The following is a 13,311-nucleotide window of genomic DNA, read 5'->3' as shown; positions in this document are numbered from 1 at the left end:
CTAGTTGAAACGGCTTCTTTGTTGAGTGAGCATCAGCAATAGACTTTCTTTTACTGAGATGAGTATCCTTTAGTGGCAACTGCCATGATACCTTGGCCAACTTTGCTTGTACAAGGAAGATTCTACTATTTCCCCGCCTCCAGGCTTTTCAGCTTGCGTCTGGTGTCTGCTACTTCCTCTAGGGACAACGCCTTTTTAAAAGCTTCCATGGCTTTCTTCTTATCTCCTACCGCCACGTAATAGTCGCCCATAGAATCATAGAGGTTGCCCACGGCGGGGTAGTTTTCAAGGTTTAATTTAAAGAACTGATAGGCCTTGTCATACCGTTTTTCGCTTAAAGAAATATAGCCCAGCGTATTCACCGTGCCCATGTCAGGCAACACTTGGTATTGTAACAGAGCAGACACGGCACGGTAGTGGTTTTTGATATAGTCTACGGTGATGGTAGCATCTTTTAAGTCCTTGTCTAGCGCATAGGTTTTGAAAAGATACCGCAGGGCGTCGTACTGCGCCGGGAACGGCACCGAACCATGGTTGTCTTCTGGGTAGTACTTCCAGGCCCAGGCCAGGTTCTTGCTCTTTCTGAGCGTCTCTCTGAACAGCAGGTGATTTCTCACATTATGGTTGCCTTGCGTTTTGTCTTGCACCACGCGCACGGTATCCATCCCCTTCTCCATGGTGTTGGCCACCGCATAGAAGAGGCTTTCACTGGCGTAGTCTTTTTGGGTGAGGGCTTTCTCGGCCTGCTTCATGATGAGTTCCTTGTCCCACCAAATACTAGGGTCAATGGCTACATACGACGTAAACAGGGTTGGCTGGTGTACCAGGGCCTGCAAAACGGTCAAGCCACCCAGGGAGTGCCCCACCAGCATGCGGTACGGCTGGGTTTGGTAGCGCTTTTCAATGTAGGGCATCACTTCCTTTTCCAGGAAGGCCATAAAATTGGCCCCTCCGCCCGATGTCTTTAAATCATTGGCCGGCTCGCCACTGGCCCAAAACGGATAATGGGTGGGCGTCAGGTCGCGTACCCGGTCTGGGCTTTCAATGCCGACAATGATCATTTCGGGCATCTTGCCTTGTCCGCTCACGTAGTCCACCGTGCCGGCCATGGACATAAAAAAAGCCTCGCCGTCTAACAGGTACATGACTGGGTAACGCGTTTTCGCGCCGTCCCCAGATTTAGGCACATACACCCACAGGGTTCTGTCTTCTTTTAAGATAGCCGAATGAAGAATCTGCTTGGTGCCTATAGTGATGGGAGCATCAGGCTGTTTAGCAGTTTGTGCAAAGCAAAAGGTTGGAAGCAGTAATAGAAGGGCAAGAAATACTCTCATGAGAGATGAAGGGGAAAGAATGGGTTGTGGGCTTTTATAGCAATAATGCCTCTAAGGTAAACGGATTACTTAGCACAAGCTTAAAGAAAGACTATATATAATTCTGATAATATAATAAGGAGGCGTTCAAAGGAGAGGGAAATGGCGTAATTGGTCACATGCCTACTTAGACGCAAACAAGAAAGGCTATCCGTTTTTGGCCTGTTTCCCAGAAAACAAGCCAAAAACGGATAGCCTTTACTCCGACAGTGATTACACTTGGCTACTTTTTAAAGCTCTCTTGCATGGCGGTCTTCACCAGCGCCTCATACTCTAATAACGCAGGAGCGCCCGGCTGCAGGCCAATCAAACAATGAATCTGCCCTGCGAAGCACTTATCCCAAACCTTCACGCCGGCTTTTCTCAACTTAGAAGCATATAAAATACCGTCCTCGCGCAGAGGGTCAAACTCGGCGTTGATGATGACCGCCGGCGGCAAGCCAGATACATCTTTGGTGAGAATAGGCGAAACTTCTGGGTTGTTGTACTGGTTGGGCGCATATGTTTCTACCGCGAAGTAGCAGGCGTCTTTGGTCTGGAAGTAGCCTTTGGCATTCTGCTGATACGATACGGACGTTTCCATGTGCTGGGGCCGAAGGTCCACCGGCAGACCATTCATCACCTGAAGTTTTATCTTTTTGGCGATGCCTTCCTTCTTGGCTTTCTGGGCGATGACTGCCACCAGGTTGGCCCCGGCGCTGTTGCCTAGCAGGACAATTCGGTCAGTATCTCCGCCCAAGCTTTTGCCGTGCTGGGCTACCCATTTAAAGGCATTGTAACTATCATTGACCGCCGCCGGGAATCTGTGTTCTGGTGCCACCCGGTAATCTACGGCCACCACCACAGCTCCATACGTTTTAGACTCCAGCCACAAGGAATGCTCCAGGCCCGGCAACAAAGGCGAAATGAAGCCACCGCCATGGTAGTTGATAATAATAGGCGCGTTGGGCGTTTTAGAGGCATTGAACACCAAGACCGAAATGCTGTCTGCCGTGATCTTCATTCTTCTGACGTCTTCCTGGGGATAAGGAATGGCGGGCGGGCCGGCAAACTTAATCTGCTCCATGGGCAGGGCCCTCAACTGGTCCAAGGTCAAATCCTGATACCCTATCATTTTCAGAAAACCAGCCACGTTGGGGTCCAGCACCCGCGTATTGCAGGCCTGCGCCAAAACCTCAGACGTAATAAAAAGAGAGAACAGGCTTAGACAGGTGAGCAGAAAGAATCTCTTCATGGAGTTTTTCTTTTATATGTAGCATTCCATCCGGCATTATTACAAAACGCTTTAGAATAAGACTCAAGAAAGAAGAACCGCCCAGTTCTCTTAGCTTATTTATATAGCCTTTAAGCTATACCTCCTCTCGTTTTTGGCCTGTTTCCATCAAAACAGCCCAAAAACGAAGAAGGGACAACCAGCCGTCGTCCCTTCTTCACATTGGAATTTCTATTCCCTTACTTTTCATAGGTATAAGCCGCACAGCAACCTTCCCTTACACGTAAGTTACCATTCACTATTTCAACATAATCCTCCCAAGAGTTGCCATCAAACTTGATCATATCTTTTGGTTGCTTAGGATTAGTATTGATTGAAAACAAATCCCTTTTAATTACATAAGTGCCTTCCTTATGATACCCATTCCCTGTTGAAACATAGGTTCTATCAGGATTTAAGATGAGTGTTCTAGTTCCCCTGGGCATCGGATACGGATAGCCGCAATTGGGAGGCCCACCATTAGAGCCACAGGCAATGGCGAACCAGGTACCGTAAAACTTCTCATACCTGTCCTCCTCCTCCTCACACCCTAGCAGCAAAGAGAGAAGGAAGAGATAGGAAGTCTTAAACAGCAGATTTGATTTCATCTGGCAAAGAGATGTATTGGGCAGTCAAGCCTCCTAGTTTTCTTTAAAGTTTGTTGAAAAAAGAAGTCTCTTTATGCGCCTGCCTTATACGCCTTCATCCCAATCTTACTTCTCAATGTCAGTAAGCAGGCTTTCCATATCGGTTAAGATCTTGTTGTAGGACCTTAGCACCCAATAAGCGAAGGCCAGAAACACCGCCGCTCCTACCGGCACCAGCACCGTCCAGAGATACGGAATCTGAGTAAGGTCTTTGCCTTGAATGGACGCTAGCACGGGCAGAGAAACAAACAACAACACCAGGCCTAACAACACGTTGATTTTCTGTAGCCGCTGGAACCTGATCTTCTGCCGGGCAAACGTCTGGATGGTTTCTACATACGTCGCCACTGAAATGTTCACACCCCTAACCGCGCGCACCGAGGCCAATGATAAAATGGGTAATATCAACAGCACTACAATGGTTAAGACGGCCAGGACCTGCATCCAGAAGCCCTCAATTCTGGTGAGGTGCACGCTCACGTACCCGGCGGCGGCGTAACAGACAAAAGTGCCGGCCAACTCAGAATACTTGATGCTGTTCAACCTAGCGTGATACCTCTGGCGCGCTGTCTGCTCTACCAGATGAGTGGTTAAGATATCTTGTTTTTCTACTCGCTGGCTTAGGTTTGCCCAGGCCTGTTGCATTTCTTCCAGTTCCATTATGCAGGTTGTTTAACTAGTTGCGTTCTTAGTTTTTCTTTGATGCGCGAAATCCTGGTGCCCACGTTGCTAGGCGTGATTCCCACAATGACGGCAATCTCCTCGTACTTCTTGCCTTCCAGGAACAGTAGGATGATGCCTCTATCCAGCAGGTGGAGGCTCTGTATCTGGGCGTACAGCTGTTGAATCTGCTCCTCCTCGGTCTTATCATAACTTTCTACAAACCTATCAGTGTCCAGTTCCAAGGGAATGGTGCTGACCCTTCGCTTGGTTTGGTTTAGATAAGCAATAGCGGTGTTCAAGGCCACGCGGTACATCCAGGTGCTCAGCTTAGACTCCTGCTTAAAGGATTCATAGGATTTCCAGAGCTGGTACACAATCTCCTGTTGCAGGTCGTTCCGGTCATCTGCAGAATTGGTATACATAGCCGACACCTTAAAGATCAAGCCTTTATTCTCTTGGATGACGCGGGTAAACTGCTGGTGTAGGTCCATCTAAAAATCAATCTTCAGCCCATTAGTGTAGCAAGGCACAAGAAAATCACAGGCACGGGAAGAATTATTTTCAGGGCAGGAGAAATAGGCGTTTTTGACCTGTTTTAGTGAAAACAGGACAAAAACGGATGTAGGCTACACTGGGCGCAGTGCGCTTTAAGCGGTGAACGGAAGGAAATGGAAGAAACGTTAAACTTGTGTACTCTGCTTTCTCATCAGCTTAGAGACTACAAATAAGAAAGCGGGCCTTATGACCAGATAAATCACGGCGGTAATCAAGGAAAGAATAAGCCCAATGCCCGTTGGTAGAACCGCCCCGAAGGTGAAGGTCATCCCCAGCACAAAACCCAGTAGACACTGCGCACGGTAAACCGGAAGAAATAAGGCTAAGGCAAATACGCCCAGGAGCATAAAGCCCGGCACATTCGTATTGCCCAGCGTAAAGAAGACGGAAAGGACCACGCCAAACAGCAAGGCCCCGACAAACCCATAGAGGACGTGTTGCATTGATAGAACTGTATTAGAATGCGCGAATACCCTTTTTTCTATGCGGTATAAGAGAATCCACGTCAGGACAGGCAACAGAAGCGCTCCCCACCAATTAGAGAAAGACGGCAAGGTTTCATCTGCCAGGATATGGTGACTGGGCACGCCTCCATTGTACTGCTGATAACTCAACAGCGCCCAGATGACTAGGGCTACCAGCGCCGTAAACCAAATTCTTACCCTAAAAAAAGATGCCTTGCTCATAGTCAATTCTTAAAAGTGTTAAAATTTAGTTACTGTCTATGAGTCGCAGGGGAGGCTTACTTATTACTCGTCTTCTGCTAATAATTCATAGCATTGTACAAACCATTAATGTATTGGAGCGGTTTAATTGTGTTTGAGCTATTCTAAGGCATCTCGGCTTGATGTAAACTTATATTAGATGAGCACTTCATAAGTTTTTTAGCCACATGGTTTTTAGCCTGTTTTCCCCAAAACAGGCTAAAAACGAAGAAGGAGAAACCAACGGCCTCTCCTTCTGCAATATCTGTTCTTCTATGAGTTCTTAGTAAGGCATTTTCTCAAGCTTGCTACCTTTGGCCAACTGAAAAAACGACGACTCCAGTTTCATGGCCTTCACCGCAGTAGCCGTAGATTCAATGGTCATCATCTCTGTGTCTGCTGACATCTTTAATGGCACCGCTTTGGCCTGCTTTAGGTACGCTAACCAGTTGCCATAATTATGCTTCGTAAACAGGGTGTAATCCAAGGGTAGCTTTTGGCTGAAGTAGTATTTCTGCACGCCAGATTTGCAGGTCAGAATCAACTCATCACAAAGGTATCCCAGAAAGGTGGCGGCGCCTTTGTTGATTTCGGTTTTCAGGATATGGTCATCATCTGTGCGGGCATCTACCCAGTACACAGAGGGCGTGTTTGACATTTTGCTGTACATGAGCGTATCCTGGCTTGGGTAAAGTTGCCATTGCACCAACTCACCGTTCATGATAGACTTATAGCTACCTCCTTTGATGAAATACTCTTGGGTATTGCCCATCATGGCGGCAAACTGCGCATCCGTTATTGCAGGATTCTTGCTTTTGTACGTCACATTGTACGTGATCTTGCCTTCAAAACTCTGCGAAAAAGTAGCACTAAATAACAAGGTAAAGAATAAGGTGGATAAAATTTTCTTCATGTACTAAAGGGTTTCGTTTTTGGCTTATTTCTCTAAAAGTAGCCCAAAAACAGAAAAGGAGCAACCAACGGCCTCTCCTTCTCCAAAATCTAACGTCTACTATCTAGCTACTAACGTCTAACCAATCCTAATACCCGAACAGCTCTTTCAAGGTCAACTGCTTCACGGTGCCGTACTTGGCCAGTTCCTTGAAGTTGAGTTTGTCTTTGGAGCCAATCACCAGAATGGTCTGGTTCTGGCCCTTCACGAACTGCTGTTGAAAGGCTTTGATCTGGTCCAGGGTCAGGGCGTCCAGGCTTTCGTAGATGTCACGTCTAATGTCATGGTCAATCCCCAGTTTGCGGGCCTGCTCATAGTTCATCAGGATGGCCGTCTTGTTGATGCGCTCCGTGGCGATGCTGTTGCGTACCGAGGCTTTGGCGTTGGCGAAGTTGGCTTCGGCGAGGGGTAAATCATTCAGGAGCTCCTGCATGCCGGCCATGGCTTCGGGTAATTTATCTGACTGTGTGCCTATGTAAGAGAGAATGTAGTTGGCGCGGTCTTTCTTGCTGGCGTTGGCAAACCGGGAGCTAGCGCTGTACGCCAAAGCTCTGGACTCGCGTAGCTCTTGGAAGACAATAGCGCCCATGCCTCCGTCAAAGTACTCGTTGTACAGCCTAATGGTAGGTACCAGCTTAGGATCATAGTTGAGCGACTTGGTCAGGAAAAGCAACTCGGCCTGCACCATGTTGTAGTCGGTCCAATAGACTTGGCGTTTGGTGATGTCCAGTTCTTTGAAAGGCTTCTCGGCGGGCACGGGTTTTAAGGTAGCCGGCACAATATGACCCGTGTTGAGCGTGGCCGTGATGGCTTGCAACTCTCTCGGCCCGTAGTACAATACGCGGTGCTGGTAGCTAGGAATACTCTTGATCAAAGACACCAGTTCCTGCGGTTTCACCTTCTTCAGTTCCTGCTCAGACAAGAGGTTGGTGAACGGATTCTTAGGGCCGTACTTGGCGTAGTTGACCATGGCCACGCTGTGGATGATGTTCTTGTTGAGCTTGGCGTCTTTGCGGTCTTTCAGGATGCCAGCCACTAAATCACTCAAAGCTTTCTGGTCTGGTTGAGGATTCTTCAAGAGGCTTTCAAACAAGTTCAAGCCCTGCTCCATGTTTTCATCCAGGCCAGACAAAGACACATAAATCTGGTCCTGCCCCGAAGACACGTTAAACGAGCATCCAATCTTGAAGAACTCCTTCTGCAGTTCCTCGGCAGAGTATTTGTCGGTGCCCAAGTATTGCAGGTAGTTCACGGCCAGGCCCAGTTTAAGGTCATTGTTGGTGCCCATGTCCAGCACATAGTACAGATTGAACAGGCCGTTCTCCTTGTTGCGCGTGTAGTACACCGGAATACCGGCCTTCAGTTGTCCCTGCTGAATGTCTTTCTTGTAGTCCACAAACTCAGGCTGAAGATCAGACACTGGTTTGCTGGCCACCGTTTTGTAGTAATCACTCTGTGCCTCGCGGTTGGCGGGCACGGGGGTGATGGTAGGTTTCTCTACCTTCTGGGCATTGGGGTCTTTGCCGGTGCGCTTGTAAATGAGGGCGTAGTTGTTGCCGTAGTAGCGGTTAGCCACCTCCATCACGTCCTGCTTGGTGATCTTGGCAAACTCGGCGTCCTGCTTCACATAGTCGGCCCAGTCCTGGCGGGCAATGAACGCGTCCACAAAGGCCGTGGCGCGGGCCTCGTTGCTTTCATAGGCTTCCATCTGACTGATTTTGTTCTTATTGACGATGGCCGGAATCAACCAGTCCTCAAAAGCTCCCTTCTTGACCAGCTCAATCTGCTGTAGCAACAGATCCTTCACTTGGTCCAGGCTCTGTCCTTGGCGCGGATTGCCTGACAAGAAGTGCGCACTGTAGTCATTGTAAATCTCGGCGAAGGAGCCTGCGCCCAAGGCCGCCTGCTTCTGGTTGATGTTCAGGTCAATCAAACCCGCCTGGCCGTTGCTCAAAATCTGACTGATCATGCGCAACACCAAGGCGTCTTTAGATTTCACCCCCGGGAACCGGAAGCCCAAAAACACGCTCTCGGCGTCTGGCCCTATCACCTCTTTGATTACCGGTGCCGTCAGTGGTTTCTCCTGCGGAGCGTTGTACATCGGGTCTGCCTTCTTCCGCCACTTTCCAAAATGCTCATCAATAATCCTGATGGTCTGGTCTGGGTCCAGGTCCCCGCTCATGGCAATGGCCATGTTGTTGGGCACGTAGTAGGTATCAAAGTACTTCTTAATCTCCGTAATGGACGGATTCTTCAAGTGCTCTACCGTGCCAATGGTGGTTTGCGTGCCATACTGGTGCGTAGGGTACAGCGCCGCGAAGGCCGCTTCAAACACCTTGTTGTTATCTGAGTCCAAGGAACGGTTTTTTTCCTCGTACACTGCTTCCAGTTCGGTGTGGAACAAACGCGGCACCATCACGCTCAGGCGCTCAGATTCCAGCATGGCCCAGCGTTCTAGTTGGTTGCTCGGGATGTCTCCGTAGTAAATAGTCTGCTCTACCCAGGTACTGGCGTTGGAGTTCTGCATGCCCATAGACGCCACCAGCTTGTCATACTCATTGGGAACGGCATATTTGGCGGCCACGCCCGAAATGGAGTCAATCTGGTGGTAGGTTTTCTTGCGGATGGCCGGGTCTTTCTGGGTGCGGTACAGTTCATACAGCGCCTCTATCTTGGCCAGCTCCTCTTGCTCCTTCTGCCAGTTGGTGGTGCCCAGTTTGCTGGAACCCTTGAACGCCATGTGCTCCAGGTAATGCGCCAGGCCCGTGGCATTGGCCGGGTCATTCTTACTGCCAGCGCGCACTGCTATGTAGGTCTGGATGCGGGGCGCGTCTTTGTAGTCCGTTAGATAGACCGTCAGGCCGTTGTCCAGTGTATAGATGCGGGCTTTGAGCGGGTCGTTTGGGACGGTGGTGTAGGTGTATTCCTTGGCTTTTGGCGTAGCGGTCTGCGCTTCGGGCGTATTGGTTTGCGCTGTTGGCGAAGGCGTGCTGGTTTTACACTGGGTAAACAGCATTACGCCCAAGAGTGAACAGGCTATGAGTCTTTTCTTCACAGGGATAGGATTGAATGAAATTCTACTTAAATAAAACGAAAAGCGGGAAATTTATTGTCTTTGGCAGTTATGGAGGGCAATCAACTACCAGCCATAGACAATCACCAAGGGAGTTCGTTTTTGGCCTGTTTTCAGGAAATCAGCCTGTTTTCAGAAGGAACCTGCAGCCGATGGGATAATAGTTCTAGTGTTTGCAGGGCCTCGTGCTCATGGCTGGTGCGTAGTTCATAGGCGGGTTCATCTGCGGTGGCATATAAACCCACCGTGTACCATTTCACCAAGGCTGGTTCCTCGCCCGGATGGTCATGGCCTGCCGGGATCATGTTGGTCGTCAATACCACGCGTTCAAACACCGGCAAGGGCGCCCATTGGCCAAATTTAATCCCAAACATCAACAAGTATTCCCGCACCCGGCCTTGCTCAAAATCCAGCTGGAAGCCATGGTGCGTAAACTTGAACAAAACTCCAAGAATCAAAAGCAATACCCCCACAGCCAACATCTGCGTCTGGTTCACCTCCCCGGTCCACCACCAGGGACTGCTTACCATCAATGCGCCTATCACCAATAACCCATACCCAGCGTAACTGAGCGAGCCAAAGAAAGAATCTGTTTTGCGGTCAAAGATGTGGGGCATGGAGGGAGGATAAAAAGTAAAGGAAACGCTGTGAGCTTGAGGTGACAGCAACGGACAAAGCTACTCCCTTTTTCTCTTTTGTCATCCTGAAAGGATCTTGGGAACAAGCTAGGTAGGCTCTATCCTACCTCATCTTTTAATGGTGGGACTGAAATAAAATACAGGGTATCAATCATGAATGTAGTAACAATCTGTTTCTTCACCCTCATCCACCATAGAGACTAAAACAGTAAAAAGCGCCTCAAACGCTCTCTCTTTTCTTGCGTCATCCATTGTGGGTAGACTTATTTCAGTATCAGGAACTTTAAGTTTATCACCGTCTAAGAGCTCATTATCCTTCAAGTACGCTAGCAAAGTAATGACATCTTCATCTGGCACTTCATTTTCTGTCTTGTGCAAGATAAAATCTTGTCGTTCTTCTGGGTCTGCAATGTCATAAATAACGGTGCCAGACACAAATTCATCGTTAGTAGAATTCCATAGCAATTGGCTTGCACCCAAGGCTCCAAGAAATGCTTCTAGAAATCTTTGCCGTTTATCCATCGTCGATATTTCTGCGCAATCATGCGTGTAATAACTGCTTACCTAGCTTGCTCCCAAGATCCTTTCAGGATGACAAGAAGAGAGTAGAGCGACTGGTTTTATCTATGAAAGATGTAGAAGCCCTTGCTACACAAAAGCTACTCTCTTCTTAGAAATCAGTATCCAGCCCGAGGCGGTTTTTCAGCTCCAATAACCCCGGATAGAGTTCTGACAAGTAATTGAATCGGTCTTGCGAGGTGTAGAGATTACGGCCGGTGTTTTCCTGTTGGGCTACTTCAATGTTCACTTGCAGACGGTTGTGTCCTATGCCTTGGCGCAGGTACAACAACAGTTCTGGTTTAAAGGAGTTGAACTCGGCTACCTGCACATCATTCTCCACGGTCAGGCGTACCTCGGCGCGTTCCACGTCAAAGGTCCAGTCGCGGTTCATGATGGTGTACTCCAGGGTGCGGTCCGTTTGCTTGACGCGGTCCACGTAGACCTGCCACAAACGGCGTAGTCTCTCCTCATTGATGGCAGGCAGGGAGCCGGGCACGTAGGCTTCGGTTTCTTCTTCCAACACGTCAATGGCGGGGCCCGCCGAAGCCGCTACTTTTTCTTCTATATTCTTGAGGCTGGGCAATTTGGACAGTTTGCGACCAGCCAACGGAGACGAGATGGGTGCGCGCAAGGGAGCGGGCGTGACCACCGGCGCGGCAGGCGCTATCATAGAAGGCACCGGCGAAGGCGCCTCTTCTGGATACGTGTCAAAGATAGGATCCTCGCCAGCGTCCATGTCTGAGGGTGCCGTGTTATGGTGCGTTTTTGGGCTGTTTTCTTCAAAACTACCTAAAACTGCGGGCGCCGGAGCGGCCGCTACTGGAGCAGGAGTTGGAACAGGAACAGCAGTTGCAGGAACCGCGGGTGCGGCTACGCCGGAACTTCCATTAGTTTTTTTTTTGACGTCCCCGGTAAGAGAGACGTCTGAGGCCAGTTGCAAGGCTTGCGGCAAATGCGCCAGTTTCATGAGCAATAGCTCTACGTGCAGGCGCTGGTTCTTGGCCGCTTTAAAGTTCTGGTCGCAAGTGCCCACCAGATTCAAGCCAGATAGCAAGAAACTCAAGCTGGCTTCCTGCGCTTGCTGGGCGTAGCGGGACTTGATGTTCTCAGATACCTCCAGCAACTGCACCGTCACTTGGTCTTTGCACACCAACAGACTTCTGAAGTGGTCCCCAATGCCTAATATGAAGTTATGGGAGTCAAAACCGTTTTTCAGGATCTCATCATACAGCAACAAGGTGCCGCTCAGGTTCTGCGTGAGCAAATAGTCGGTCAGCCTGAAGTAATAGTCATAGTCCAGAATATGGAGGTTCTGTACCGTGGCCTTATAGGTCAAATGATTACCCGAGAAGGTCACCATCTGGTCAAAGATGGAAAGCGCATCGCGCAGGGCGCCGTCTGCCTTCTGCGAAATCAGGTGCAGGGCGTCTTCCTCGGCTTCAATGTTCTCTTTGCCCGCAATGTTGCCCAAATGCTGGACCATGTCTTCAATACGAATGCGGTTGAAGTCAAAGATCTGACAGCGGGACAGAATAGTAGGGATGATTTTATGACGCTCCGTAGTAGCCAGAATGAAAATGGCGTAGGACGGCGGCTCTTCCAGGGTCTTCAGAAACGCGTTGAAGGCCTGGTTAGAGAGCATGTGCACCTCATCTATGATGTAGATTTTGTACTTGCCCGTCTGCGGCACATAACGCACCTGCTCCACCAGACTTCTAATGTCATCTACCGAGTTGTTAGATGCGGCATCTAGCTCATGGATGTTGAAGGAAGAGCTGGTATTGAAGCTTTTGCAGGAGTCACAGACGTTGCAGGCCTCTACCTCTGGCGTAATGTTCTCGCAGTTGATGGTCTTGGCCAGAATACGCGCGCACGTGGTCTTACCCACTCCCCTTGGCCCGCAGAACAAGAAGGCCTGGGCCAAATGGTTGCTGCTGATTGCGTTCTTTAAGGTAGTGGTAATATGGTGCTGGCCCACCACACTGTCAAAGGTGGTAGGACGGTATTTTCTAGCCGATACAACAAAATTCTCCATCGCTCTACAAAGTTAATCTATTCTGATTTGTTTGCGCAACGGAAAAACGGAGCGGCGCACAGGTTCTTGATTTTGTGCAAGGGCAGATTCGTTTTTGGCGTATTTTAGAGAAAACAGGCCAAAAACGAGAGAAGAATGCTATTTGGTGGCAAGTGTATAGTGCAGGCCTAGAAGCAAGCTAGTGGAATTGGGATTATAGTTGCCCCAATTATAAATATCGTATAGCCCTCTGTTGTGACGAATCTCCGCACTAACATTCAAAATTGGGGTGATTTCTTTATAATACCCTATACCTCCTGAAATTCCATAGTCAAACTTTTCCCACCCCATAGTCTCGTTTCTACGAGCAGTTTGTTTCTCTGCCTCAGAACTGCTCTCAAACGTTATTTGAGATAGAAGCCTGCCTATATATGGACCTGCATTGAGAAAGATGCCTGACTGAAGAATGTCCACCCCGAGTAAAAGCGGAAGTGTTAAATAATGGAAATGTTTTTTTTGATTGATTTCTTCTTGTGTTTGTCGACCATTGTACGGAAGGATGGCATGTGCTCCATACCCTTTATTTTCATAGAGCAGGTCCACCTTAAGAAAGAACTTGTTTAGCTGATATTTAGAAGATAAACCTGCCGACCACCTAATATCACTGCTAATGGTAACATTACCATAGGGAACATCATCTCTATCAAAAAACACGTGGCTGGGTCCTGCTACCAGTCCTAGTTGCAAGGTACCAGGCGTTTGTTGCGCCATACTAGAAACCGAGGAGGCGAAGAGTAAATAGAGAGCTAGGATTAAATTTTTCATCAAATGCGTTTATATTGAACCCTTAAAGATAGGTCATGGCAGTTTAATATAGAG

General features: G+C 48.8%; 12 protein-coding genes. All 12 read right to left on the bottom strand.

The window, feature by feature from the left end; genetic code table 11:
- Window positions 1-125: 125 nt before the first annotated feature.
- Window positions 126-1,334: an alpha/beta hydrolase-fold protein gene (locus ABD880_RS15905; protein WP_345168287.1), complete on the bottom strand. Its 1,209-nt coding sequence runs from the start codon at window positions 1,332-1,334 to the stop codon at window positions 126-128.
- 262 nt (window positions 1,335-1,596) lie between these two features.
- Window positions 1,597-2,607 (bottom strand): alpha/beta hydrolase, encoded by a 1,011-nt coding sequence (locus ABD880_RS15900; RefSeq protein ID WP_345168284.1) that lies wholly within the window; start codon window positions 2,605-2,607, stop codon window positions 1,597-1,599.
- 218 nt (window positions 2,608-2,825) lie between these two features.
- Window positions 2,826-3,233, bottom strand: a complete 408-nt coding sequence (locus ABD880_RS15895; RefSeq protein ID WP_345168281.1) for a hypothetical protein — start codon at window positions 3,231-3,233, stop codon at window positions 2,826-2,828.
- Between the two features lie 105 nt (window positions 3,234-3,338).
- Complete coding sequence (locus ABD880_RS15890) at window positions 3,339-3,932, bottom strand: hypothetical protein (protein WP_345168279.1); 594 nt, start codon at window positions 3,930-3,932, stop codon at window positions 3,339-3,341.
- Entirely contained in the window at window positions 3,932-4,426 is a 495-nt protein-coding gene (locus tag ABD880_RS15885; RefSeq protein ID WP_345168276.1) for an RNA polymerase sigma factor, read from the bottom strand. The genes ABD880_RS15890 and ABD880_RS15885 overlap by 1 nt, the downstream gene beginning before the upstream one ends.
- 189 nt (window positions 4,427-4,615) lie before the next feature.
- Entirely contained in the window at window positions 4,616-5,176 is a 561-nt protein-coding gene (locus ABD880_RS15880; protein ID WP_345168274.1) for a hypothetical protein, read from the bottom strand.
- A gap of 301 nt (window positions 5,177-5,477) precedes the next feature.
- On the bottom strand, window positions 5,478-6,107 hold the full coding sequence (locus tag ABD880_RS15875; protein ID WP_345168271.1) for a hypothetical protein: 630 nt from the start codon (window positions 6,105-6,107) through the stop codon (window positions 5,478-5,480).
- 127 nt (window positions 6,108-6,234) lie between these two features.
- Window positions 6,235-9,201 carry a M16 family metallopeptidase gene (locus ABD880_RS15870; RefSeq protein ID WP_345168269.1) on the bottom strand — a complete coding sequence of 989 codons (2,967 nt, stop codon included), beginning with the start codon at window positions 9,199-9,201 and terminating at the stop codon, window positions 6,235-6,237.
- 131 nt (window positions 9,202-9,332) lie between these two features.
- Complete coding sequence (locus ABD880_RS15865) at window positions 9,333-9,836, bottom strand: hypothetical protein (protein WP_345168266.1); 504 nt, start codon at window positions 9,834-9,836, stop codon at window positions 9,333-9,335.
- A gap of 168 nt (window positions 9,837-10,004) precedes the next feature.
- On the bottom strand, window positions 10,005-10,379 hold the full coding sequence (locus tag ABD880_RS15860) for a hypothetical protein (protein WP_345168264.1): 375 nt from the start codon (window positions 10,377-10,379) through the stop codon (window positions 10,005-10,007).
- A 148-nt stretch (window positions 10,380-10,527) separates the two neighbouring features.
- Window positions 10,528-12,453 carry a DNA polymerase III subunit gamma/tau gene (locus ABD880_RS15855; RefSeq protein WP_345168262.1) on the bottom strand — a complete coding sequence of 642 codons (1,926 nt, stop codon included), beginning with the start codon at window positions 12,451-12,453 and terminating at the stop codon, window positions 10,528-10,530.
- A gap of 138 nt (window positions 12,454-12,591) precedes the next feature.
- On the bottom strand, window positions 12,592-13,257 hold the full coding sequence (locus ABD880_RS15850) for a porin family protein (RefSeq protein WP_345168260.1): 666 nt from the start codon (window positions 13,255-13,257) through the stop codon (window positions 12,592-12,594).
- Between the last annotated feature and the right edge of the window lie 54 nt (window positions 13,258-13,311).

It is taken from the genome of Nibribacter koreensis (assembly GCF_039541795.1).
GTDB lineage: Bacteria > Bacteroidota > Bacteroidia > Cytophagales > Hymenobacteraceae > Nibribacter > Nibribacter koreensis.
The sequence above is the reverse complement of the archived record's forward strand: the minus strand, read 5'-3'. Positions and strand labels throughout refer to the sequence as shown.